27 protein-coding genes and 1 pseudogene are annotated in these 25,303 nt (G+C 42.0%); 6 read left to right on the forward strand and 22 right to left on the reverse strand.

Going from position 1 to position 25,303, the window contains the following annotated elements:
- From FE392_RS09865 to FE392_RS09925, 13 genes are all read right to left on the reverse strand, one after another.
- A partial coding sequence (locus tag FE392_RS09865) for a phage tail protein (RefSeq protein WP_319930058.1) occupies nucleotides 1-1,202 on the reverse strand: 1,202 nt, incomplete at its 3' end.
- On the reverse strand, nucleotides 1,199-1,807 hold the full coding sequence (locus tag FE392_RS09870) for a phage tail protein I (RefSeq protein WP_319930059.1): 609 nt from the start codon (nucleotides 1,805-1,807) through the stop codon (nucleotides 1,199-1,201). The genes FE392_RS09870 and FE392_RS09865, both read right to left, overlap by 4 nt.
- Nucleotides 1,800-2,708, reverse strand: coding sequence for a baseplate assembly protein (locus tag FE392_RS09875; RefSeq protein ID WP_319930060.1), 909 nt, complete (start codon nucleotides 2,706-2,708; stop codon nucleotides 1,800-1,802). The genes FE392_RS09870 and FE392_RS09875 overlap by 8 nt, the downstream gene beginning before the upstream one ends.
- Before the next feature lie 22 nt (nucleotides 2,709-2,730).
- Nucleotides 2,731-3,081, reverse strand: a complete 351-nt coding sequence (locus FE392_RS09880) for a GPW/gp25 family protein (RefSeq protein ID WP_319930061.1) — start codon at nucleotides 3,079-3,081, stop codon at nucleotides 2,731-2,733.
- Nucleotides 3,078-3,713: a phage baseplate assembly protein V gene (locus tag FE392_RS09885; RefSeq protein ID WP_319930062.1), complete on the reverse strand. Its 636-nt coding sequence runs from the start codon at nucleotides 3,711-3,713 to the stop codon at nucleotides 3,078-3,080. The genes FE392_RS09880 and FE392_RS09885 overlap by 4 nt, the downstream gene beginning before the upstream one ends.
- A 313-nt stretch (nucleotides 3,714-4,026) precedes the next feature.
- Nucleotides 4,027-4,530, reverse strand: coding sequence for a lysis system i-spanin subunit Rz (locus FE392_RS09890; protein WP_319930063.1), 504 nt, complete (start codon nucleotides 4,528-4,530; stop codon nucleotides 4,027-4,029).
- Nucleotides 4,530-5,066, reverse strand: coding sequence for a lysozyme (locus FE392_RS09895; protein WP_319930064.1), 537 nt, complete (start codon nucleotides 5,064-5,066; stop codon nucleotides 4,530-4,532). The genes FE392_RS09890 and FE392_RS09895 overlap by 1 nt, the downstream gene beginning before the upstream one ends.
- 28 nt (nucleotides 5,067-5,094) lie before the next feature.
- The gene (locus FE392_RS09900) at nucleotides 5,095-5,358 is read right to left on the reverse strand and encodes a hypothetical protein (RefSeq protein ID WP_319930065.1); all 264 of its coding nucleotides are present in this window, start codon (nucleotides 5,356-5,358) and stop codon (nucleotides 5,095-5,097) included.
- A gap of 9 nt (nucleotides 5,359-5,367) precedes the next feature.
- Nucleotides 5,368-5,571 carry a tail protein X gene (locus FE392_RS09905; RefSeq protein WP_092511136.1) on the reverse strand — a complete coding sequence of 68 codons (204 nt, stop codon included), beginning with the start codon at nucleotides 5,569-5,571 and terminating at the stop codon, nucleotides 5,368-5,370.
- A gap of 231 nt (nucleotides 5,572-5,802) precedes the next feature.
- A complete protein-coding gene (locus tag FE392_RS09910) occupies nucleotides 5,803-6,039 on the reverse strand; it encodes a DinI-like family protein (RefSeq protein ID WP_319930066.1) in 237 nt (78 codons plus the stop codon).
- An 18-nt stretch (nucleotides 6,040-6,057) separates the two neighbouring features.
- Nucleotides 6,058-6,270: a hypothetical protein gene (locus FE392_RS09915; protein WP_319930067.1), complete on the reverse strand. Its 213-nt coding sequence runs from the start codon at nucleotides 6,268-6,270 to the stop codon at nucleotides 6,058-6,060.
- Between the two features lie 113 nt (nucleotides 6,271-6,383).
- Complete coding sequence (locus FE392_RS09920) at nucleotides 6,384-8,393, reverse strand: replication endonuclease (RefSeq protein ID WP_319930068.1); 2,010 nt, start codon at nucleotides 8,391-8,393, stop codon at nucleotides 6,384-6,386.
- Nucleotides 8,394-8,507: 114 nt separating this feature from the next.
- Entirely contained in the window at nucleotides 8,508-8,858 is a 351-nt protein-coding gene (locus FE392_RS09925) for a DUF5347 family protein (protein WP_319930069.1), read from the reverse strand.
- Nucleotides 8,859-9,089: 231 nt separating this feature from the next.
- Here FE392_RS09925 and FE392_RS09930 point away from each other — a divergent pair, with 231 nt between their 5' ends.
- A complete protein-coding gene (locus FE392_RS09930) occupies nucleotides 9,090-9,707 on the forward strand; it encodes a phage repressor protein CI (protein ID WP_319930070.1) in 618 nt (205 codons plus the stop codon).
- Nucleotides 9,708-9,925: 218 nt separating this feature from the next.
- On the opposite strand, the gene FE392_RS09935 is transcribed toward FE392_RS09930, so the two are convergent.
- Both FE392_RS09935 and FE392_RS09940 read right to left on the reverse strand, forming a co-directional pair.
- A complete protein-coding gene (locus FE392_RS09935) occupies nucleotides 9,926-10,489 on the reverse strand; it encodes a GNAT family N-acetyltransferase (RefSeq protein WP_319930071.1) in 564 nt (187 codons plus the stop codon).
- A gap of 145 nt (nucleotides 10,490-10,634) precedes the next feature.
- Complete coding sequence (locus FE392_RS09940) at nucleotides 10,635-11,291, reverse strand: bactofilin family protein (protein ID WP_319930072.1); 657 nt, start codon at nucleotides 11,289-11,291, stop codon at nucleotides 10,635-10,637.
- A gap of 1,296 nt (nucleotides 11,292-12,587) precedes the next feature.
- Here FE392_RS09940 and FE392_RS09945 point away from each other — a divergent pair.
- Entirely contained in the window at nucleotides 12,588-13,403 is an 816-nt protein-coding gene (locus FE392_RS09945; protein WP_319930073.1) for a helix-turn-helix transcriptional regulator, read from the forward strand.
- Nucleotides 13,404-13,585: 182 nt separating this feature from the next.
- Here the strand turns inward: FE392_RS09945 and FE392_RS09950 are convergent, their stop codons facing one another.
- From FE392_RS09950 to FE392_RS09960, 3 genes are all read right to left on the reverse strand, one after another.
- Entirely contained in the window at nucleotides 13,586-14,578 is a 993-nt protein-coding gene (locus FE392_RS09950) for an alpha/beta hydrolase family protein (RefSeq protein ID WP_319930074.1), read from the reverse strand.
- Between the two features lie 245 nt (nucleotides 14,579-14,823).
- Complete coding sequence (locus FE392_RS09955; RefSeq protein WP_319930075.1) at nucleotides 14,824-15,495, reverse strand: epoxyqueuosine reductase QueH; 672 nt, start codon at nucleotides 15,493-15,495, stop codon at nucleotides 14,824-14,826.
- A gap of 207 nt (nucleotides 15,496-15,702) precedes the next feature.
- Nucleotides 15,703-16,443: an SDR family NAD(P)-dependent oxidoreductase gene (locus FE392_RS09960; RefSeq protein WP_319930076.1), complete on the reverse strand. Its 741-nt coding sequence runs from the start codon at nucleotides 16,441-16,443 to the stop codon at nucleotides 15,703-15,705.
- 282 nt (nucleotides 16,444-16,725) lie between these two features.
- Between FE392_RS09960 and FE392_RS09965 the strand changes: the two genes are divergently transcribed.
- A complete protein-coding gene (locus FE392_RS09965) occupies nucleotides 16,726-18,357 on the forward strand; it encodes an AMP-binding protein (RefSeq protein WP_319930077.1) in 1,632 nt (543 codons plus the stop codon).
- A gap of 673 nt (nucleotides 18,358-19,030) precedes the next feature.
- Nucleotides 19,031-19,591 carry an AidA/PixA family protein gene (locus FE392_RS09970; RefSeq protein ID WP_319930078.1) on the forward strand — a complete coding sequence of 187 codons (561 nt, stop codon included), beginning with the start codon at nucleotides 19,031-19,033 and terminating at the stop codon, nucleotides 19,589-19,591.
- Nucleotides 19,592-19,723: 132 nt separating this feature from the next.
- Here FE392_RS09970 and cobT read toward each other — a convergent pair whose 3' ends face one another.
- The 4 genes from cobT to FE392_RS09990 all read right to left on the reverse strand — a co-directional run bounded on the left by cobT (nucleotide 19,724) and on the right by FE392_RS09990 (nucleotide 23,777).
- Nucleotides 19,724-20,818: a nicotinate-nucleotide--dimethylbenzimidazole phosphoribosyltransferase gene (gene cobT / locus FE392_RS09975; RefSeq protein WP_319930079.1), complete on the reverse strand. Its 1,095-nt coding sequence runs from the start codon at nucleotides 20,816-20,818 to the stop codon at nucleotides 19,724-19,726.
- Between the two features lie 10 nt (nucleotides 20,819-20,828).
- Nucleotides 20,829-21,587 (reverse strand): adenosylcobinamide-GDP ribazoletransferase, encoded by a 759-nt coding sequence (gene cobS, locus FE392_RS09980; RefSeq protein WP_319930080.1) that lies wholly within the window; start codon nucleotides 21,585-21,587, stop codon nucleotides 20,829-20,831.
- Nucleotides 21,584-22,129: a bifunctional adenosylcobinamide kinase/adenosylcobinamide-phosphate guanylyltransferase gene (cobU, locus tag FE392_RS09985; protein ID WP_319930081.1), complete on the reverse strand. Its 546-nt coding sequence runs from the start codon at nucleotides 22,127-22,129 to the stop codon at nucleotides 21,584-21,586. Before cobU ends, cobS begins: the two co-directional genes overlap by 4 nt.
- 115 nt (nucleotides 22,130-22,244) lie before the next feature.
- The gene (locus FE392_RS09990; RefSeq protein ID WP_319930082.1) at nucleotides 22,245-23,777 is read right to left on the reverse strand and encodes a cobyric acid synthase; all 1,533 of its coding nucleotides are present in this window, start codon (nucleotides 23,775-23,777) and stop codon (nucleotides 22,245-22,247) included.
- Between the two features lie 358 nt (nucleotides 23,778-24,135).
- Between FE392_RS09990 and FE392_RS09995 the strand changes: the two are divergent.
- Nucleotides 24,136-24,282: pseudogene (locus FE392_RS09995) on the forward strand (transposase); the annotation flags it as partial.
- Nucleotides 24,283-24,360: 78 nt separating this feature from the next.
- Complete coding sequence (locus FE392_RS10000) at nucleotides 24,361-25,008, forward strand: HAD family hydrolase (RefSeq protein ID WP_319930083.1); 648 nt, start codon at nucleotides 24,361-24,363, stop codon at nucleotides 25,006-25,008.
- Nucleotides 25,009-25,303: the final 295 nt, after the last annotated feature.

A 25,303-nucleotide genomic window follows, 5' to 3' on the forward strand; every position in this document is an offset into this window, starting at 1 on the left:
AAACCGAGGTTTTTCACAAACTCGTCTTTGTTTGGAATATCAGCACCATTTTGGCTTTTCTCCAAACGAGCATTTGCCAAATTTTTAGCTTCATTCACCAAGGAATCAGTTTCACTTTTTGAATATGCCCCAACCTCATCTGAAGTAGGTTTATTAGTGGTGTTATAATCCCTTCTCCAACTTGGAAGGTAGTCCTTACCATGGTTTCCATAAGTAAACTGTGCATTCGGAATACAGTCATTTACAGATGTAGGAGCCGTCGTGACACGGATGGTCATTACACTTTCAATACCCATGACTTCTACAACAGCACCCGCTAAATGGATTGAGCCACAGCCGGTATCAGTGATCATTCTATTATTGGCATATGCCCATGTGCCTTTACATGTCCAATAAGGATTATCAAAAGCTCCCTTACTTTTTAGCCATCCAATGAATTCTTCAGTTGTCCAAGTACCACCGCCACCGATAGTAACAGCTCCGCCGAATGCTCGACCTGAGCCAATATTTCGGTTGAATGCATCTTTATCAGCTACGTCTGCACCATTCTTGCTTTTTTCCAAACGGCCATTCGCATTATTATCCGCAGCCTTAGCAAGATCATAAGCTGCTTTAACCGCCTTTGGCGTCGCTGCAAGAGTTTCACTAGCGCTGTCCACTGCACTGCTCAGGATCACAAATCCTTTCTCTTTCAGCGTCGCGTCTGGGTGATTACGGCTGTTCGCGTGTTTCTGGATAGAATCATCCACATATTCACGTGTTGCCAAAACGACCGAAGGATCAACTTTCAATGTCACTGCGTTAGCGCTGCTGACAATCAGGATCATGCGGATGGTCTGGGTACGGCCGGAACCTTCCTGCAATTGCGGTTTGTAGGTTTCCGCGCAGTTACCTACCGCAATCAGAACGCCGTCTTTGTCGAACAAGCCGATTTCACGGATCCACCAGCCGCCTTCAGCTTCAGGAATAACCTGCTCAGCAATGATTTGGTTGGTGTTTTTAGGATCGATGCTCAGCGTGTTAATCGCCGCACGACGTTTTTCATTAATCAGTTTGGTTTGTTTGGTATCCGGTGTCGGCAGGCTGCCACCACCATCACCAACGGCCATATGGGTAATTTCAATTTTAGTACCCAATGCCGCAGCATTTGCCAATTTATCTGCGCCTAACTGTGTCAGCAACGCAAAGAATTTGGTACTCATGGTCTAATCCTCATGTCATCGATAATATGTATGCCCGTACCCACGATCTCTGAGCCGGATACCGTGATTTGTTCCGGGAAATAAGGGTAAATTGTCAGCTCGTCACCACTGTATGTCGCTGCCGAGTAGTAATATTCACCACGTGTATCTAAGTTGATATCCAACCCAATTAAATGCCGGCTCACTGGCTTGGCATCAAAAATCAGGTTTTCCAGTTCATCAAAGGTTTCCTGAGTGATACCGCTCTCCAGTACACCAATGTCCAGCCGGAAAGTGCCGGGAGCATCATTGGTTTGCCACCACTCTTTTACGCGGATGAGATATCCCAACGGTTCAACTACGCGCCGAATCGCACCAATCGTTCCTTTATGTTTGTGCAGGAACAGCGAGTTTTTGATCACTTCTCTTTTGGTGCTCTCAGGCCAGTTCTCGTCCCAGCGATCGACTGACCATGCCCATGCCAAATAGGGCAGCAGCGATGCCGGACATGTGTCTGGGTTCCACAATTCACGAAGTGGAACGTTGACTTTCTGCAATTCAGCACAAGCTTTAGCTGCCGCAAGCTCTAACTGAGTCGAGCCCATCGGTAGAAGGCGATCACTCATCCGAGCCTCCCATCGTCAGGGTGGTTTTGGTGCAGTAAGACGCCTGGGTTTTATCCAGTACGACGTCTTTCAATGGTGCTTTCAGTTCTACGCGTTGGATGCCTTCTACATGCAATGCGGCATAAATCGCGGATAAGCGAATGTCACGCCCCAAACGATGTTGCGCTTCTACGTAGTACTTCAGCTTCTGTTCCGCCGCCTTGCGAATAGGCTCTGATTCTGGAGTCGGGAAGATGTACAACACTGCATCAATTTCATATTCAACAATGTTGGCTGACTGAACTTTTAGCCGATCCGCCACCGGGCGTACGTTTTCATCGTTCAGCGCTTTTTCAACTTTTTCCAGCAACTCTTTGGATGCGACGCCTTTATCTTCCCGCGACATAATGGTCACTGTAACGTTGGCCGGCGATGGGCTGATTGCCGATGCATCAGCGACACGGCCGTCCGCACTGCGGGCATGGTATTCATACGCACCAACTGGCCCGGCAACACTCAAACCTTCAAAGGCTTGCGGAATGCGCACTCGATAGTCGTTGTCAGATTCCATGACTGCCGGAGTTGGAGGAACGGTGGAGTTATCCGCTGGGCGCAAGATCATGCGGGATACGTTGTTGTTCGCCCCCAGTTGATCCAAATCGCTGCCTGTTGAATACGCTACCATCACAGCTCGCGCCGCTTCATTAACGCGCTGACGCAAAAGCAGTTCACGATAAACGTTCTCTTCCAGCAACTTGACCAATGGCTCGGACTCCAGTTGCAAAGTGCGAGCAATGGCTTCTTGCTGATCTTCTGGATAAAGCGAAATCAATCCTTTTTTGCGCTCTTCCAGTAGTTGTTCATAATCCAGCGGCTCAACCACATCCGGTGGTGGTAGCTGGCTTAAATCGATTGTTGGCATGCTTTACCTCTCGAGAATAGCCTTACCGGGAATGGTTCACCGGAATCGAAAGTGAAAATTCTTTGGCTGATTGATGGTAAGTTCCCGTAATATCCACCACCATTTTGCCGTCCTGCCCGGTTTCCATTGTGATGGACGTTAGCGTTACACGAGGCTCCCAACGGCTGATAGCGGTGTAGCTGGCTGCCATCACCTGAAGCCGGAGCGCCGGGTTCTGTGGCCAGTCGATTAATTCGGGCAGTAAAGAACCATAAGTACGACGCGCGATACGGCTGCCTACTGGGGTTAATAAAATATCGCTGACGGATTGCCGGACGTGTGCCAAATCTGTCAACTCCCGGCCTGTTTTCCGGTTCATTCCCAGATACATCATACGGGGCCTCCTGTTGTGTCACCGCCTGACCTGACGCCGGTGTGTTTATGGGAATCCACGACCACGCCGTTGGAACTGAATGTGCCTCCGGAGTGTTCAATATTGCCCGTCATTTTGCCGCCGTTGCGCACAATTAAGTTGCCTGTGCTCATCAGCTGCGTACAGATGACTTCCGGTGTGTCCAGCGTAATTCGGGTGCTGGCAACACAGGTGATTTCCGGCGCGGTAATATGGGCGGAATCCGATGCAGTCACTGTCGCGGTTTTGATGCCAGTCACAGTCAATGCGCCGGATTGCGGTTCATACTCCATCACGGCACCATCCGGAAACGTAATATGCGTTGCTTCTGGTGATGTTGATGGCGCCGGAAACTCATCTGAAAAAATCGCAGTCAATACAAAGGCGGTGGTCAGCTCTCCGCCTATGGACAGTAATAAAACCTGCTCACCAACACTGAGCGCCCACCATGTGCGGGAGTTTCCCGCTCTGGATGCCAACCAGTGCAGCCAGTTGGTTTCAAGATTGCCTGTCGCGACCCGGCACACTCCCTTGATGGTATCCACTTGGGTAATGACGCCTGTTCGGATCAGGTTGCGCAATAAGCGCATCAGTTCAGTGAGTTGTGTGTTCATGGCGTAAGAATGCCATGAAAAAGCTGACCGGACATTAAACTAGGCTTGTAAGAAACAGCACACAAATCCAGAAATAAAATCGTTTAATATCAATTTATTAACATGAAAAACAAAAGGCCTTTCCGGCGATGGGAGAAGGCCTTTTGCGAGTGATGGAATAGCGTTGAATGACTTGAAACAAAATGCCGTGATTTATATACCCGTCATCTTTCAAGTTGCCTCTCGACTTTTAGCCAGGCAAATTCGTTCCCGCTGAATTTGTCATTTCCTTGCCGCCGCAACACACCTTGAAATTCATAAGGTATAGGAAGAGTTATTCCGCCTTACACTGCTGAACGACTTCACGGACATATTGTTGCAAATAGTCTAGTTTGGCTTGATCGCGGATGATTCCGGCTCGGATATCGTAAATAGCGCGTCCAGCTTTTGCAGTGAGTTCGACTTGGGCTCCATCGCCCACGCTGCGGGTGCCGGTATCTCGGTTTTGGGTGAGCTGACAGGTAGCAAGGTTGGCGGCGGCGATTTGCACCCGGCGATGGCCGGCAGCAATATCAGCACGTAAGGCCGTATTTTCTTCAGTGACATTAGCTAATTTTCCTGAATAGTATTTATCCAATTCCGCGGCTCGATTTTGGGCATCTTTCATTTGCTGAATGGCAGCCAGCGTTTCTGAATGCGCTTTTTGGTTGATGGCAACAAGCTGAGTCGCATGCTGTTGTTTCAACCCTGCCACTTCACTGAGAAACACGGAACGATGCCCCCACCAACCAAGGCTTCCGCCCATGATTAGGCTCACAATCAATGGCATCTTTTTCATTATTTCAATCCCCAACAAACCAGTTCAGCCTCCTGCTCACGACGCAAAACTTGCCCATAACACCCGTTCGACTGCCCCCGGGTTTTTCGACAATCGCGTCCACCATCGTAGATCCAACGCTTAATCTCGGCACAGGCACCTTGTTTATCCCCTGCATTGAGTTTGCGATAAAAAGTAGAAGAGAAACATTTTGCGGGGCCGATATTATACGGGCAGAAGCTGGCTATACCGGCAATTTGCGGTTCAGTGAGAGGAACATGGATATTTTTTCTTACCCAATCAATCGCCTTATCCGCCTCAATCCGATTCAGTGTGTCACATTGTTCACGTGTCAATTGCATTCCTTTGTGTACTTTTTTGCCATCCACATGTGTCACACCCCGGCATATTGTCCAAACCCCGCCCGCATCTTGATAAGCAGACATACGATTACCTTCTTTCTCATCCAAAAACTGGGAAAGAATGAGGGAAGATGTCGCGCCACCAACCACCAGAGCGAGAACCCATTGGCTGAGTTTCGTTTTAAAATCTTGCACGCTGTCCCCCGCATACTGTTTTCACATGCTATAACTCTTTCGGTGCTTGGTTGATCAGCTCGCTGACAATCTTGGCTGATTTTGATGCAGGCTCTAGTTCCAAGTTTTCCAGAATGTTTTTTAAAATCAGGGTGCGTTTCATTTGCTCCTGACGATTGAGCCGATAGGTCAAAACCCCAAGGCAGATGCTGGCAAATACCCCAAGAATAAAACTCCATTCATATAAAGAAAGCCCGGAAAAAATGGCGGTTGTACTGACGCAGGCATAAGTGGCATGACTGTATTTATCCATGCACATCCCTTAATCCCATAGCTGGATAATCGGTTTGCTGGCTACCGGCATAAATTCCGGCATTTCAACCTTCGTTCCATGTGGCAATACCGCGCCAAAATCAGCCAATCCCGGATTTGCCTGCAATACACGTTCAGTCATACCCAGCGTACGGCCATAATGACGCCAGCAGATGGCATCAACCGTTTCATTTTGTTGTGCGATAATTTGCATAAACTCTCCTTTTTCTTTGCAGAAAATAGTTTGTAAATCGGAGAGTTATGATCGAATAATGAGAAATATGCTTCAATGAGATGAAATTGTCAGAAAAGTGATACAAAAACAAACAGGCGTTTCATTTATGCACTTTTATTGGCGTTAAAAAGCACAAAGGCAGGAAATCGTTTCCTGCCTTTGTGCTATTTTGTTTTTTTGCTGTGACTTGCCATCCATAACCTGTCAGATTTAATCTGACAACCAACTATCATCCTCCCAAACTTCCTGAATTAGCTCCATCATATGGTCGCGTTCACTACTGTTGTTCGTCCCTGTTACTTTTACGGAGGTATTGCTGCTGATTGCAATCCTAAAATGTGTATCAGGATAATGCGGTAATATTCTTTTTTTTAGTTCATTTTCAAGCGCAGCCATAACTGCTTCAGAAACATTAGTTTGTTTATCGAAAAGTACTTCTACTCGCATTCTTTTCTCCTGATAAATCTAATCTTCAATCGAACTTGAGTCCTCTAATACATCAACATCTAACAAATTGTTTGTTGATTCTTTCTTATAACTACTGTGTCTTTTTTCATAAGGTGCAGATAATTCCGCTATCCAAACCAAAGCCAGTTCTTTGTCTTCCGCATGATTGCATTCGCAACTTGTTGCCATTCTGGCAATAAAATTAATACGTTGCGCTACCAATGATTCCATAAGAGATTCCATTGATATATCCGCCTCCATATAAAACTGTATGTTTATACAGTACACCTAATTTACGAAAAGTTAAAGAAGTTTTTTCCTTTCATAAAGATAAAATTTGATAGTTAATAACTATCATTTATTACTTTTATAGGAATATTTGCTAATGTCATTTTTAGCTCTTTTGTTACACCTCCTCCCTCTCCCACACCGCATTCCAGCGGCCACATGGCCTGTCCATCCGTACAGTTATTGACAGAACTCCAAGAGGAAAATTTTTTGTTCCTTTTATAAACTATCTGTTCAGGCTTAGGCTCTGCGTTCAATTTAGGCACAATGTTCCACTGGTGAATACGCGTACAAATAAATTCTGCGCGAGGCAAAAAAGGCGATGTCACGCCTTGTATTGAGTGAATGTCTTCGCCATAAGGGCTTCCGAATGGAATATGTTTGTAAGATAAGCGAATGACCAGATCGCGACGTGCAACCCAAGGCCCTCCCTGTGCTTGCGTATAGTCAGCCCAGTTCCCTTTATCCGCAGCCTGTAGAACAGCATTGATTTTTTTATCAGATAAACATACGTCTCTGAGACGACGTAATTCGCGCCAAACCGAAACCGGAGCGCCACCAATTTGTTGAAATTGTCTAATGCGCCAACGACTCGCCCATGCAGTGACTGATTTAGCCATATCGCGCAGAGATTCACCCGTTTCATGGTCTTTTTCTTCTTCCAGTGCATAACCATCTATATTTTTGGAAATGTACTTTGCGATATAACCTGTTGCACTACCTTTATTAGGATCAATCTTTCTATAATCAAAACGCGCTTTTTTAGCTCCATGATGCTGTAACTCATTTTTATCTTCCTGACATGCATAATGTTCAAGGATCGCCCTAACTTGTTGTTGATGCTCCGGCATCATAAACAGCACCATATGCCAATGGGGGGTGCCATCATGGTGAGGTTCCACCACCCGAAAACCAAATATGTGAATTCGCGCACGGGCAATCGCAGCACGCGCTTTTGCCCAGACACCACTCAAATAACGCTGGGTATCGCGCGGAGTCACGCCAGCCCAATCTTTAACAAATCCACCTTGATAGTGAACCGCATGATACTTTGCAGGCGCAGTGATGGTATAAAACTCACCAATGCAATTCATTTTGTGAGCGATATCTTCGAAACCACGCATTCTGACCATCAATTCACAACGCCGGATGGCCGGATTTGCGTTACTATGCACAACGGTATCAGCCAGGGATATCCGTTCCCCTTCTTCATTTTCCAAATCAAAATGCTTGAAAAACTCACGGTTACGCCGTTTCTGCTCCAACCATTCTCTTAATGCCTGACGTGATACATAAGGCGAAGCCGCTTGTTGCACTTGTCCGACAGCAATCGCCATATGTTCGGATTGGATATCGCGTAAACGTTTCAAACGAAAATACCACCAACGCGCAGACATCATTCGCAACATTCCCGAGCATAATTGGTCAATCGATGGTGTTTTTCGCCCACAATTGAAACTCTGCCAATAAGGAGGATTAGTGCCGCACAGCATCGTCAGTTTCGCCAGCAATTTGTATAGCCTGCCGACACGAGAAAATAACTCACCTTCATTGTCAGCAGAGACTGGCGGATATTTTTGTGAATAGGCCAAAGAGTAATGCTCATAATTGCCGGATATGAACACGGAAATGTCATGCGCGAATTTCATGAGCTGCTTACGATCGTAAGTCGCCAGATTGTCCAAATGATGAACAAAAGGAAAAGGAGATATTCCGGCAAGGTTGCTGTCAGGAAGACAGCGGTTGAATTGGTATTTTTCCTTTACTAACTGCAATCGGGGCAGGACATTTTGCCCGACCGTTTTTCTCAGGAAGGAATTTGCCTCACGGCGGCCTGCACGGGAAAAAATGTCAACATAACGATGGCTGAAATACTTTGCCAAAAAATCTGGCATCTGCCCGATATATTGATGGCGCCATTGGTGATCTTCCGCGTTGACTTCCCATAATAAGCGCTCTGCCATTGAAATGCCCTGCGGTGTATTCGGCCTGAATTCCGCAGTTTGTTTTTGGCCGGCAATTAAATAGCCATTATTATGTGTGTTGGTGATAACGCCGCTATTCATCAATCTTACCATGTTAAGGTGCGCAAGTTTAAAGGTGTGCAAATGCCTGGCGTATCCATGCCATTCACTGATGTTAAAAAATATGTTCAAAAAATAACGGTGAGTCAGCCCGGCTCAGAAGAGAGATTCCGAAGGCAATGTCAGATGCTTTGGAAATTGGCTGACAACAACTTTAATATGGTTCATCGCCTTAATCAGGGCTTGTTTTTCTTCTTGGGTAAAATGCTTGAACTCAATATCGTGTCGGGAGAGTGGAATGTTCGCCAAATAAAAAATAGCGGATAATGCCCGCTTATTTTCTTCATAGTGGCAGTCTTTCTTATCGCGCATATCAGCTAAAAAGCGATTGAATTCCTTTTCGTCATCCCCCCAGTATGTTGCCCTGATCCTTGATAGATGATTCAATCCTTCCAGCCGTTGGCCGAGGTTAATCTGGGCAAATTTTTCTTTCTCAGTATTCGCCATTGTTTTCCCTCAACATTTTCCTCTTAATCATTATTTCTTGAGCAATTTCACTTAAGACATACTTCTTAAACAATCGTCAATTCACGGGCACATATCGTGTATAAAGATTGAAATTCGGACGTTCATGATGCAATATCTCTCAATGGTTTTCTGCTTAACCAATCAGGGCTCACTAAAGATCTCATTTCGAGAACTTTAGTGGGATACTAATATCTATTATCTGTACTGTCAATGAAAAATACCAATATTGAGATCAAAATGGGGGCTGATAGTGGGGGAAGACCTGCTATTGAACGTCTTGTCCGCGCATATGGATTTAAGTCACGTCAGGCCCTAAGCGACCATTTGGGCGTTTCCAAAAGCACTATGGCAAACCGCTATCTTCGTGATAGCTTTCCAGCAGATTGGATCATCCAGTGCAATCTCGAAACTGGTGCTTCACTGCTGTGGTTGAGCACAGGCCAAGGTGAAATCTTTCCAGATGGTGAAAATGGCAAAACAGAACGACTGGAAGATATCATTGCCCCGTCGATTTCTCGTGTAAAACTGTCGGGAGGTAAGCTGAATGAAGCAAATCCCGTAATTCTGGACAGCGAATTAATTTCCAAGGAGCTCAAAAACCCGTTGGTTGTTGATGATGGAATCGCATGGTATTTGCTGGATACCCAAGAAGACAATATTCAAGATGGCTTATGGTTAGTGGATATTGAGGGAATGCATAGCATCAAAAAGATTGCCAAAATCCCAATCAGCAAGATCAGGGTCAGCGATAATGATGTTACATTTGATTGCGCAATCAGCGATATTCAATTCATCGGCCGCGTTGCTCTGATGATCTCCAAGCAATAACAATCCGGCTTATACCCGATAATCTTCAGGCAGAAATGCGGCTAACAAAGCAGCGGATTGAAAAATGGAACTTGGGGTAAAAGAGGTTCATATCGGGGTTATCCCTAATCATTGGGGTAACCCTGACAGCACTTCGCTCATTTTTCCATGTAAGCATCATATGCCTTATCAAGGTATACAACCCGTATGAAGTTCAAGAACCGGTTGAAGAGCAATAATCAGCGCGAAGATAAATAATGCGAACGAGAAAGCCGGTACAAAACATGCTCTCTTAATGGATGCCCTTCTGCCAACGCTGGATGCATGAATGTGTGCTCATCCCTGATCATATCCAATTTTTTCATGACACTTTCTGAGCGGTAGTTAGGGACAGCCGTAAAAGCGACAATTTCCTCCAGATTAATTTCCATAAAAGCAAATGCCAATACTCTGCGGGCAGCTTCACAAGCATAGCCTTTCCCCCAATGTGGCTTATCCAGACGCCAACCTATTTCAACGAAAGGAGAAGAAGAAAATGGAAACTCAATTTTAGGGATATTCAGCCCGACAAAACCAATAAACTCACCGCCCTGCTTTAATTCAACCGCCCATAACCCCCAACCATTCTGGCTCTCAAATTTACGGATGCAGTTATCAAGTAGAACATCACTCTGCTCTTGAGTGAGAGTGCCGGGGAAAAACTCCATGACTTCGGGATTGCTATTCAGGCGAAAGAAAGGTTCTTTATCTTCTTCTTTCCAGGCTCGCAACCGCAATCTGCCGGATTCCAATTCAAAAATCACGAAGCCTCCTTGAAATATAAGAAAAAATTTAAGTCCAATCAAAATCAGCCGGGATTAAAAAAAAGCTGCCGGAAAATATTATGTTTTTTATTTTCCGGCAGCAAACACAATCAAATGTTACGAGCAATTATCAAGTACCGTTTTTTCAAGCACTATTTTTGGCTTTTGGTTTATCTCCTTGGCTATCCTTGATAGAAACAACGCGATCCATTTCAGATTTTTTCTTATTCTCTACTTGCTCAGACTGGCCGACAAATAGCCCGCCACGCCGAATAGACATACTTCCACAGCGGCTGATGCCCCTCAGTTCACCATGCTCGAGAATATCCAATGTATCCGCACAACAGGTTCCATCGACATGCCCGTCAATGATGATCTCAGGTGCATTAAGCTCACCCTCAACTTTGCCGGCATGCATAATACGAATTGCACCACCTTTTACCCGGATATTACCTACAATTTTGCCCCAGACCTGAATATCCCCTTCCATATCGATATCGCCCTTGAATACTGAGTTTTTTGCAATAACAGTATTGGGGCGCGCTTCTACATTAGGCGATTTTTTCTCTTCAGTTTGTATTGGTGTAATTGATGTAGTCGAATTGGCAACAGGTGCCTCAGTTTTTTTTCCAAACATAGCTTTTATTCTCTTCGTAAAGTAAAACACTAAAGCTAAAAAAGATAAAATTGCTGTTATGGTACAACCAAAATGGTAACCATAAAGATATAACCCTAAAGCAATTCCCCAAAGGAGCCATACGCTGTATAAAAAAGTGTTATCTGAAAAACGATACTTTTTCATGTCGTTCTCGTTTTTGTTGTTTTTTCTTATATTCCATCAGCAATATATCTATCAATATGCCTCAGCAAATCATGGGAAAAGATTGTTAAAACAGATCCTAGCATTCTACTAGTATAAAAAACAATCTACCAAACTATAACAGAGGCATTTATAGCGTTATTACACGGATAACGCTGTTATTTGAGTTAACCTTCTGAATTTACTTTTAATTATTTCATATCTCTGAAATTAAGGAAATCAGGCATAGCAAATTAAATTTGCTGCCTGCATAGGTACCACCTAGGAATTTAATAAATTTAAAACAATTTTCAAACAAATTTAATAACATTGGATGTATCTGTGTTTAAAAGACAAGAAGTCGCAATGCAAGCAGCTACAAGGTAAGACTGAATAGCATGATCGATGCAGCAAGCCATAGAAGATGACACCAACGCTATCTCATTGATTTAAAATGCTTCAAGATCGCATCAACATTAAGCTTCATAATTAAACAACCAAAACAATGTACTCGAGATAAAAAGGAGTGCAGGTTCAGTATAAGAATCGTTTTATCCTCGATAAAAAATAAGGCTCAATTTTAAATGATGAGGCAATGTTTTAATGTCAACTAATTAAGGGCAACTTGTGGATGAAATAAATTCAAAAAAGAAAACATATTAAAATATTAATAATGTCCTTTTTGTTAACTTATAGAGCCAATATCAACCCAAACCGACATATTTAGAACACGGTGAATTAGGTTGAATTTTAAATTCATCATTCCGAGTTTCAGTTATCGATATTTACTCACTACGTTAACAAAAAAACACCACCCAAGAAAAAACATTATTAATCATAATGATACAAATCAGGCGTTTGTTAAAATTGTTCACTTTATCTAAAAAATCCAAAACTAAGTAACTTAACGGGCTAAAGAATGACAATATTAATACTCATTTATGCCCCTTACAAAAAAATCAAATAAAGATTAAACAATAAGAGATAAAAAACAAACAAATCACAAAGAAGTTATTTTCAATCGCAAAAAAAGAGGCGTAAAATAAATTTATATCACAAAATTTTACACTTAAACCTAACACAAATATTTATTTAGCTATATAATACTGACAGTGATTTAATTGATGTACGCATGAAATTTCAAGATCTTTCAATACAGGCTTAATCATCCTTAGATTCTATCAACATAATCTGAGGATGAAGGAAGGTTTTTCAACATTCATTAATTAATAAAATAAATACGCCATGCACTCATCAAAAAAAATGATTACTCATGATACGGAAAATTAGGAGTATAAAATGAAAAGGACGACATGTTTAGCTCAAAAGAGTATTTGTACTCTTCAATTATCCATGCCAGATTTCAGTATACTAGAACATAAACATAGAGGGCTGTATATTTTACTTGAAGGTGAAATGGTATGGAAAGATAGCATCAATACTTATCACATCACATCGAATGAGATCCTTTTTACCCATCCGGGAAGCTACGCAGCTAAAACTAATACAGAAAGTTGCCAGATATTATGGTTGCCATTGCACATGGAGTTCCTGCGCAGTTTTTTAAAACGTTATGGCTCGCTGCTGAGCAAAATAGAGCGACAAGATTTTCCTGCTTACCGGTTAATTCCTTTTAATCAATTTCCTCTACTGACGGAAAGCATCCGCGGGCTTGCAAACTTACTGGCCCACGATTCTCCTCCTGCCTTGATCCAATTAAGGGTTGAAGAGTTACTGCTGTTACTTTCCTTGAGTAAACAGGGATCACTGTTGATGTCTATTCTAAGGAAACTCAGCAATCGTCAAGTTGAGCGCCTGCAAACATTTATGGAAGCCAATTATCTCAAGGAATGGAAGTTAAACGATTTTGCACGAGAATTCGGAATGGGGCTGACTTCTTTCAAAGAGCTATTCAATAGTGTTTATGGCACTTCTCCCAAAGCCTGGATCAGTGAACAACGGATTTTGTATGCACATCAGCTTCTACTAAACAGCGAAATGAGTATTGCGGATATCTCACTAGAATCCGGCTTTTCCAGCCAATCCTATTTTACTCAGAACTATCGACGACGTTTTGGCTGTACGCCTAATCGGGCCAGATATGGTAAAGATTAGTACCTTATTCCATCACACAAAGTCGGTTGGGTAAAATCCACATTAAAATAAAATGAAATGAAAAACCGCTACTTAAAAGATTGAATAAATATGGTGGTGGCTCATTGCTATCAGAAAATAAACCGAGCTTGTTTTAAGTCACCACCAGAATGTCTATTAATGCCATACAACGAGGAAATATATCAATCTACATACAAAAGTTCATTTTTGATGTTAATTAAATCCTGTTGACTAAAGCTAATATTGGTTTCCCTTTCGGTATCACGTAATATTTTTTCTGCAATCATCTGGGTTAAAGGAGAAATAATGTTGAAATGATCGCCATTTTCAATAGAGTAAATCTGCAATGGAATCTTTTTATTTTCAGCTAGTTTCTTGATTTCATCAAATTCTTCCCAATAAGCTTCCTCTCCTTCAAAATAAAAAGTGGGTGATTTTATGGAAGATAAAAAAGTACGCGGGGAGCGCAATTCAAATTCTTCAGGATTATTTTGATCAAATGGAACAGCAACCGGCACAGAGCCGTACTCAAGGCGTAAACGTAAATCGGGAATTCCACCCAATGAAAAAACAGCCCTGAATTTTTCAGTATATTCGCTGGCTAATAATGCCCGAGTTCCGCCGGTACTGTGCCCAACCAAATAGATTCGCTCTGGATCCACATAAGGAAGTTTCGCCAAATATTGCCTTGAAGATTCAATATCCCGAATTTCGCCGTAGAACATCTCATAGCTGCCGGGGTTAATATTTTCACCACGAAAGCTGGGGATCATCAGCACCATCCCTTCACGCCTGAATGCAGATCCTGATTGATCGTTTTCATAAGGCTGTTCAGACCAGAAAAAATCACTGTTGCCGATACCACCATAGCCGCCGATCAACCAAATGACAGCAGGATGTTTTTTGCCCTTATCCGCGGGCGGAGCGCTGAGAAATGCGGCCATATTCCCGTCTTCAGCCGGGTAATGCACCAATGAAAAAACATCTTCCGGCGGAATGGCTGGCTCTCCATCACTTACAAAACTATCATCAACAATATTAGTTTTAAATTTGGTATGAGCCTCAGAATAACTGTCTTTACGCAAATTAAAGCTATAACTCTCTTCATTACATGCAACGAGTAAAAAACTAAATATGACGAGAGTAAATTTAAATAAACTAAAGATTTTCTGCATAAGATAACCTTAATAAATAATTTTATTTTCCTGTTGCCATTTTAAATTTATATTACTGTTATCATATGAACAAGCTGGTTGGAACGCCAGAAAAACTTAATGAAATCTAAACAAAATTAAGTAGTATTACTGGTTTTTTTGGATAAAGAAGGCGGGATCTTTGCCTGCGAAACATATCAAAATGCTGGCAGGCACGAGATCGAAGCGAAATGAAAAGAAATTAAATACAATAAAAATCAATATAATTAGTGGTTTTCTTTCTTGCTGTCTGCGTTATAAAAAACCGTACCCAGCTTGATTCTTTCGCGACCGGTAGACAGACGATGCCTATTAGTATCACGAAGGGAATATATACAACCGCAATATTCCTGCTGATAAAATTCTTCACGCTTACTGATTTCTATCATACGGGAAGAGCCACCACCTTTGCGCCAGTTATATTCCCAGTAAATTAAATCTGGATAATGTGATGCGGCCCGAACACCACATTCATTAATTTGCTGCATATTTTTCCAGCGGGAAATACCAAGCGAGCTGGTAATGACAGGAAAACCGTGTTCATGGGCATAAAGTGCTGTCCGCTCAAAACGCATATCAAAACACATAGTGCAGCGAACACCGCGCTCAGGCTCGTTTTCCATTCCTTTCGCGCGCTCAAACCAATTATCACGATCGTAATCCGCATCAATGAAAGGAATGCCCATTTGCTCTGCAAAACGAATGTTTTCATCTTTGCGAAGCTCATATTCTTTGAGGGGATGAATATTCGGATTATAGAAAAATATTGTGAAATCAATTCCTGAAGCCAGCATTGCTTCCATTACTTCACCTGAACAGGGTGCACAGCATGAATGCAGCAGTACTTTACTGTACCCGTTTGGCAGTGGAAGAGGGTTACGTTCATAATTCAGTGACATAATATCCTTTACCTAATGCAGACAATAAAAAAATCAGGAAGAGAACATAATTTCCCTTCCTTTGTTTATTGGTTGACCATCTTACCCTTTTCTAATGCCCGGCGGCAATTCTTATAGGAACAGCGCTATAAATGTCACCGCGATGAAGGCAATCATGTAAAGGTCATTTTATGCCGGTAATCCCATTAGGATAATGGTGATGGAAAATCAGACTTCCGGCAAAATTTGCCCACCATCCACAACAATTGTTTGCCCTGTAATGTACTTAGCTTCATCGGAAGCCAGGAAACAGGCAGCATAACCAATATCTTCCGGTGTTCCCAAAGCTTTCATTGGCGTTGTATCTTTAACATTATTAAGGAAATCATCACCAAATGCCTGTAAGCCTTCGGTCATAATCATTCCCGGCATCACAGCATTAATGGTAATGCCTTGCCCCGCATATTCCAATGCAGCACTACGCATGAACCCCAACTGCCCGGCTTTGCTGGAACCATAATGGCTGTAACCTGAAATCCCTGTTATCTCCCCTGTTATTGACGAAGTGATAACTACCCGCCCATAGCGTTGTTGTTCCATAACATGCAAGGCAGCCTGCACTAAGAAAAAAGTTCCCTTCAGATTAACTGAATGCACGAGATCCCATTCTTCAGCCGTCATATCTTTCAGATAACACTGTGGAAAAATACCCGCATTGGAGCAAAGAATATCAAGCCTGCCGTATTTTTCGACAATTTTATCAATAGCATTTTTACATGCAGCCTGATCAGTAACATCGAGGGAAAGGAAATCGACTTCCAGCTCTTTGGCAACTTGCTCTCCTTTGATTTTATCAGTACCAGCAATAATCGTTATCGCTCCAGCTTGTTTTAACACCTTAGCAATACCTCTACCAATACCTTTAGTTCCCCCTGAAATAAAAGCAATTTTTCCGGTCAAATTAAACATAGCTGTTCCTTTATATGGTTCGATAGTGTTTTCTATTCAAAAAGAAAATAATTTTCACTATATTTTCAAGTGGTTAATTCAACAATATCAATAAATGAAAGTCGCGTATCAGAAAAAATAAGCATAAAAATTACATTTATAATGACATGAAATAAAAAACACAGCCTGTCTATTTAAGTCCTTCCATATTTTTATTATGAAAAAAGACATTATTGCATTAATGAAAAATTGCCTATTATTATTTTGACCCTTATTTTTAATATTAAAAACAGGTTACCCTACATGATAAGACAAGGTACGCAAAATATGACTCTCGATAACTCATTCTTAAATGAGTATGATGGCACAGCATTATCACCGATTTTATTCCTTAAAAGAGCTGTACTCAGTAATGGCGATGACGTTGCCATTATAGATGAAGAACACCGTTGGACTTGGCGTCAATATGCCTATCGCTGTGAAAGAATAGCGGTTTCACTGCAACACATGGGAGTTAATAAAGGCAGTGTAGTGTCTGCCCTTTTGCCTAATGTCCATGAATTACTGGAATTACATTTTGCTGTACCTTTAGCGGGCGGTATTCTCAATGCGTTAAGTACCCGAATAGATTCAGCAACATTAAATTTTATCTTGGAAAGACTTAACCCAAATATATTTATTATTGATATTAATTACATTTCACTGCTGGATAATGTTTGTTTTAATAATCAAGTTAAGATAATTGTTGTTGATGGAAATAATTTAAATAATCCAATATCCATCTCTGAAAATTTATTTTACCCCTATGAATCCTTGATAACTGAACACTCTTCAAAACCACTGTCATTTGTTCAATTCGATGAACAAGACGCTATAAGTATTAATTCAACTTCGGGTACCAGTGGCCAGCCCAAGTTGGTCGTTTATTCCCATCGGGGAGCATTTCTTAATGCTATTTCCAATATTTTGGACTGGGATATGCCTAAACGACCTGCTTATTTATGGACACTGCCCATGTTTCATTGCAATGGTTGGTGTTTTCCCTGGACAATTGCGGCACGCGCCGGCACACATGTCTGCATGAACAAATTTGATGCCGAAAAAGCGACTTTCCTTATACAAGAACATAATGTCACGCACTATTGTGGCGCTCCAATTGTTCATTACTCCATAGGCAGAACAGCACAAAAATATGGCATCCATTTTAATGGCCGTGTATCCGGCCTGATTGCAGGTGCCCCGCCAACAGAAATGATGTTTTCCCTGCTGGATGCCGCTGGCATCACTGCAACACATGTTTATGGCTTAACCGAAACTTATGGGCCTGTTGTAGTTTGCGAAAATAAACCAGAATGGGAAGATCTGCCAAAACCGGAAATGATCTTAAAGAAAATGCGACAAGGGATCGTCTCCAATTTACAGGGACAGGTGAGTGTCATCGATGAAACCAGCAAAACAGAAGTTCCTTTTGATGGCAAAACAATTGGTGAGGTTGCTGTACGAGGCAATATAGTCGCCTCTTACGATCCTGTGCGATATGTTTCATTAGAAACCACTAGCCAATGGTTTTATACCGGGGATTTAGCCGTTGTTGAACCCGATGGCTATATCAAGATCATCGACCGGAAAAAAGATATCATTATTTCTGGCGGAGAAAACATATCCAGCCTCGAATTAGAGAACGCCCTTTCCAGCTATCCCGGGATTACAGCCGTAGCAGTTGTAGCGAAACCTGACGAATATTGGGGAGAAGTTCCTCATGCATTTATTGAACTTGACGAAAATGCATCACTCACAGAAGAAGAGCTGGATGATTATATTTGTACCATTGTCGCCCGATATAAACGCCCAAAAGGGTATACTTTTTTAATACTGCCTCGAAATGTTAATGGAAAAATCATGAAAGACCAATTAAGGAAACGTGTCAAAAATTAAGCCACTAAAGAAATGTTAATAACAAAAGATAAACCGATCTATGAAAAACACTACTTTTAAAAAACCATCTTAAAACCATTATATATTAAAACCAACGTTAAACTATCACGATTAAACCATGTAATCTCAAACAAAGAGATTGCATGGTAATAGTTTTCTCTCCCAAAATTTTAACACCACCATTTTTACGGCATTTTCGCTAAAAAATATTCATTTCCCCGATACAGCAATAATGAATTGTTATATATTTAAGATGATTATTTCAAAAGGAAATTCACACTGACAGTTTATAATAAAGCATATGATTAAAAAATGTAACCAAGGTATTTATTACACCAAATTTTTCATGTAAAATAAAAACTCTGCAACAGCCAATGAATTTCAAGGTGAAGCATTAAAACTATGTATGGTTCATTCTTTATAACCATATAATTAGCAAACGAAATGAAATAATTAAAACTTAAATAATTGATAACAAATACGCTTTAAAGATAATTTAGCTTTCTTTTATCTTGATAATTTTAAATATCGATGAAATTCTTTTTATGGTTTGGTTTTTATATTTTTTTGCTATTATTTAATCCGTAAGCAGCTTATCAAATAAATGTGGGCCCAATATTATGTTTGTTGTGTATAGAATACGCTCATAACGTTAATTAATAAGGGTACTGTAATGAAAAACATCGATATTATGTTGGCTGTAAAAGCTGAAGACATCATGGCAGATTATGGTAAACTCAGCAAAGACCTCAACAAACCTGTCTTAATTCATCCATCATTGCTCTATAGAAATTATATCCGCGTATTACCTGATGACGACAAAGTTGTTTCTGTCGATGATGAGCTTAATCTTACGATTAAAGCTGATGTAGGTGATTTAATTCGCTGGAGTGTAACAACTTTAGATATTGGTTCACAATATTCTGCATCCGTCGTTAATATTGAACCAATGAGAATGGTAAGAATGGATGATTTATCACCTCTTATTTCTCCCCCTGTTGTAAACGACGTTATGAAGTTTGTTCCTACTGTTGATATGAGAAATATAACAAACGTCGATGTCCAGAGCATTAAAGATTACTTCTGGGTAGCTAAAGTTAATGATCTACCAACGGTAGATAAAATGCGTATCATGTACTACACCTGTGTAGTCGGCATTTATAGAGAAATGAAATTGTTGGGTTATATTGCTATGGAACCCGGTATTGTTCTGGATACCAGAATCATTTTATAATCTGCCATAAATCGATATATAAATTATATTGTTATTCTAAGAGATCGCGTAATGCGCGATCTCTTAATATTTAACGGTAATCTATGAGAATCTCAAAATTAATTACATCAGAATGAATTCAATGGAAATAGATTAAGGTTGAGGCGTGATTACAGGTAAATTGATACCGCTGCTTTCCAATTGTCCCATATGGCAATACATCGCGCTGGCAGCATCGACCAATGTCATCGCAATTGCAGCACCGCTGCCTTCTCCGAGGCGTAAATCCAAATGCAGATAAGGTTGCAAATTCAAATATTGTAATGCCAATGCCGCCCCTTTTTCTGCTGACATATGGGAAGGAATACAATAATCCCTGGCAATAGGTGATAAATGACACGCCGCCAATGCGGATGCATAAGATAAAAAACCATCAAGCACAACCGGCACACCCGCCGCTGCCGCTCCCAGAATGACGCCAGTCATGCCGACTAAATCAAATCCGCCCACTTTTGCCAGCACATCAAGGGCATTTTTTCTATCGGGCTGATTAACCGCAATGGCTTGCCGTACGATAGATTGTTTGTGCACCAACCATTCAGGTGGAAAATTAGCGCCCAGTCCAACCACATCACGCGGATCACTTCCGGTCAGCACACTGATAACAGCCGCTGCGGCTGTCGTATTGGCGATACCTAATTCACCAATGCCAAATACGGAAACCCCGGATTCGATACGCCGCTGTACCAACTGTGCGCTTGCCAATAACAGTGTTTCGGCTTGCGTTTGTTCCATCGCAGCTTTCCGGGCAATATTGCCACTGCCGCGCGCAAGTTTGAGAGACAATAAATTTTCAATCGGTTCACAATCAATCCCGATATCCACCGGCAAAACATGAGTTCCACTATTTTTCGCCAGTACACAGACTCCTGTTAATCCTTTCAACATATTGCGTGCTTGTATGGCTGTCACATTTTGGGGAGAGATAGCCACACCTTCAGCATAAACACCGTGATCAGCACACATCACGATGATCTCCTTTTTCAGAGCACCTAAATTTTTGATCCCCGCCATGCCGGATAATTGGATTGCCAACGCCTCCAACCGCCCCAGACTTCCCAACGGCTTGACCAAACTGTCAATGTGTTGTGCAGCTTTCTCCATATTGACCCGATCCAGAGGCCGAATGGAATCAATCAGTGCATTAAGGGTAATTAATTTGCCGAAATGAGCATTGAAGGCAGTCATATTATCAAGGTCATTTCCAAATCATCACCAACAAAAAGACGACTTCTCCAACTTCAATCGAAGCACCCAATGTATCCCCTGTTTGCCCACCAAGACGAGACTGGAAATAGAAACTCATACCATAAATCACAAGCAGCGTTACCATCATGGCAGATAAACCTTGCCAGTCTCCCAATATCATGACCAATACTGAGCCCGCCAATAAAGTCAACAAAGTAGCAGAAGAGGAAATCTGGCCAATATAGTAACTTCCCATGCCTCCATTTTCACGGGCATAACGTTGGGCATACATTAAAAGCACAACCGTTGTGCGCCCTACGATCGGCGCACACGTCAGCAAAGCAAGCAGATACAAGGGAGGATGATATGAGAGTTCAACAACAGCCAGGGCCTTGAGGGAAATACAGAAGATCAATCCGATGCCGCCATAAGTTCCAAGCCGGCTGTCACGCATGATTTCCAACATTTCTTCTGGCTGGCGGGCAGAAAAAATGCCATCGCAGGTATCCGCTAAACCATCTAAATGCAATCCTCCGGTCAACAGGGCCAATACCAATACATAACCCATTGCACCAATATACATTCCTCCGCCAGACTGACTGATAGCCAGTGATATCAAACCAGCCAATCCCCCAATAACCAAGCCAATCAACGGAAAGCTGGGAACACCACGCCAATATTGGGAGAATTCGGCGCCTTCTGCCCATTTCTGGGGAACCGGGAACCGTGTCATAAACTGTACTGTGGCCCAAAAGAGATTCAGTCTCATTTAATCTTCACTCCAATGCCTGAAACCATCAGCCAGACCTCTTTAGCTTCCCGCGCCAATTTTTGATTGGCACGCCCCGCGATATCGACAAAATGGCGCGCCAACCGATTTTCCGGCACAATGCCCATTCCTAATTCATTGGTTACCAGATATACCGGCATCGGGCATTGCAAACTTGCGTCAATCAAATCATCTATCTGACGATGAACAGACACCTCTAGCGCGGCAAAATCAAGCTCATCAAGTGAAACGCCTTCCGATAAGTCAAATATCAAGTTAGCAATTAATGTTGTAATACACTCAAGTATAACGCCTTCTTGAGGCTTCCGGTGCTGGCGAATAACTGCACTCAAATTTTGATGGCCTTCCCAGGTTCGCCAATGTGCCGGGCGCTCCTTTTTATGCCGTTCAATACGGGCGGCCATTTCTTCATCCGTAACCTGCGCTGTAGCAATATACAATACCTGCTCACACTGTTCTGCAATCAGGCTTTCCGCATAGGAACTCTTCCCACTGCGCGCACCTCCAGTGACCAAAATCATAATATAGCTCCACCTGAAATTTCATTTTCCGTAGCGCCATCACAGAGTACATGCTTTTTTCTCAACGAAAGGGGGCATGTAAATGTGTTTACATATTATGTTCACGTAATTATGTTTACGTATTGTGCTCACATATTATTCGATATATTCGATCAATATCCAGAGACTCACGCATGCTGTCAGCCAATATATTGAACTGTTTCTCTTTGTGCTGAGCATAATTAAAAACCTCGTTTTCCAGAGGAGTATATCCCTTGCGTATGCGAAGTTGGTTTAATAGTGGGCGCGTAAAAGAATGTTGGTCAAAAAGGCCATGCAGATAACTTCCCATAACTGAACCATCCAGGGTAACCGCACCATCAAACCAAATTTTTTCCTCGCCATTATGCAAATGCATTCTGGCAAAGGGAGTTACTTGCTTACCCAACTGTGTGATTCCCATATGAATTTCATAACCCGCTATCGGTTGTTCACCACATAAATTCAGGATGCCCGAAGCTGGCAAAACAGTCCCCCTGACTTGTGCTGTTTGCTTTACACTGGCAAATAGGGTTTCGGCATCCAATAACCCCAAGCCTGACATTTGGGCTAAATCAGATTCCACTTCATCCACGATCTGTTTTCCCAACATCTGGTAGCCACCGCAGATCCCAATAATCGGAACACCTTCTCGGTGGGCACGGATAATTGCTTCATCTATTCCCTGAATTTTTAACCATGCTAAATCCCCCAACGTGTTTTTGCTGCCAGGGAGAATAATTAAATCCGCCCCCTGAATCCCGCTTGCTTCAGAAACATAACTCAGATGCACATCAGGTTGAGCAGCCAACACATTAAAATCCGTGAAATTGGAGATATGAGGATATTGAATAACGACAATATTGAGGTGATCCCCTGTTTTTGGGCGCTGATGATCATATTTGCCCACTTGCAAGGCGACGCTGTCCTCATCCTCCAGATCGAGTTCCAACCACGGCAATACCCCCAAGATCGGCACTTGCGTCAACGCCTCGATCTGATCGAGGCCTGATTGCAACAGAGACAAATCACCACGGAATTTATTAATGATCACTCCCTTGATCCGAGTCCTTTCTTCAGGGGCAAGCAGAGCCAGCGTGCCATAAATAGCAGCAAATACACCTCCTCGATCAATATCTGCGACCAAGATCACGGGAGCATTCACTAATTCGGCCATGCCCATATTAACGATATCGCGATCACGCAGATTGATTTCTGCCGGACTGCCTGCGCCTTCCAACACCATAATGTCTGTTTCTGTGGCAAGGCCGTTGTACGCTTCCAAAATCTGCTGAAGTAATTGAGGCTTATATTCGTGATATTCCACCGCATTCATACTACGCATGACCTTCCCCATGAAAACCACCTGTGCCCTGAGATCGCTGGTGGGTTTCAACAACACGGGGTTCATGCGCACATCCGGTGCAATACCTGCGGCTTCGGCCTGAAATATCTGTGCCCTGCCCATCTCTTTGCCATCGGCGGTAATGCCGGAATTAAGGGCCATATTTTGTGATTTGAAAGGCGTGCAACGATAGCCATCCTGTGAAAATAGCCGACAAAATCCCGCAACCAGCACACTTTTCCCCACATCAGACGCCGTTCCCTGAATCATCAATGATAGTGCCATTACTTCGCTCTCCTTTGATTTGTATAGGTTCGTTTTATGGACGCAGGCTTCACGCAAAATAGTTACAATCCTCTGTGCAGTTTTACACAAAGGTAAGGGGTTAAACAGGCGTGAAACTGTAATAGAGATGCTACCCTTTATCTGTAGGCGCAGTAAAACACCACAAAATTACGAGTCAAACAGCAGCAATGGATAATTATTTGGATGTAACAAAGTTGTTCATTGAATATTTCAAATAGAGATAGTCATAAGAATTAACTGGATATGGGGAAAATCACCCTGAACATATATTGCCTACTTACCCTAAAATGAGGCAATTATAATTAGATTCTCTGCCTTAACATTTGCAGAGGTCAACATGAAAAAAGCACGATTTACTGAAACTCAGATTGTGAATATTTTAAAGCTCACCGATTCTGGTATGGAAGTGGAAGATGTCTGCCGCCAAAATGGAATGAGTGACGCCATTTACTACAACTGGAAGTCCAAGTATGGTGGCATGGAAGTGTATATTAAGTGTAGGTTTCCTGACAGAATTCTTGTACTTTGCAAATGGAAAACAATTTAGGGAGCATTAAGCTAAATGAAGCTAATAATTTTTGATTGTGATGGCACTTTAGTCTACAGTGAACATTTGTGTAACTTGGCGCTACACGAGGAGTTAAGATTACTAGGTTTAGAAAGTGATCCAACCACTCTCCTCAAAAGCTATCGTGGAATGAAACTAGCGAAAATAATTGAGTCTCTTGAACAACAATACCGTACGATTTTTCCAAAAGATTTTGAACCTAAGTACCGCAGCAGAATGAACAGTATGCTTGCGACGAACTTAAAACCTAATAAAGGGGTTAAAGAGTTACTAGAATCCCTCAATATTTCCTTCTGTGTAGCTTCATCAGCTCCAATGGAGAAAATATTGCTCTCATTGCGAGTCACAGGGCTACTAAACTACTTTAAAGAAAACATCTTCAGTTCGTATGACATAAACTCTTGGAAACCTGAGCCAGGTATTTTCTTGCATGCAGCCCAAAGTATGAATACTGACCCCGCAGATTGTCTTGTTGTCGAAGACAGTTACGTAGGTATAGAGGCAGCATTTAATGCTAATATGAAGAGCGCTTACTATAATCCTAGTTCGACCATGGAACCCAAATTCAATGCAATTCAGATTAGTAGTATGCCCGAAGTTTTAAATATAATTCAAGCAGGTAAAAAGTCAGTCACTAGATGACGAAGTGATTGGATTTTAAACATTATTTATATTTTGATCAGGATAAGCATTGGCATTGATATGTTTTTCTTTATTTTATTTGGAAAAATATTGTCGTTATAAATTCCTTTTAATAATTCTTCTTTCGTATTTTCCTGGTCACTTTTAAAATTATTTAATTTAGCTTTGTTCAATATAAATTGAATAACTTAAATTATCCATTTTTAACTTTTTAATATCAGCTAAAATCTCTACTGTCAAACGATATTTACCATATTGGTATAGGGAGCCAAAGTCCACTAATCCACTAATCCAC

Origin of the sequence: Xenorhabdus santafensis, assembly GCF_033949405.1 — a bacterium.
Classification (GTDB): domain Bacteria; phylum Pseudomonadota; class Gammaproteobacteria; order Enterobacterales; family Enterobacteriaceae; genus Xenorhabdus; species Xenorhabdus santafensis.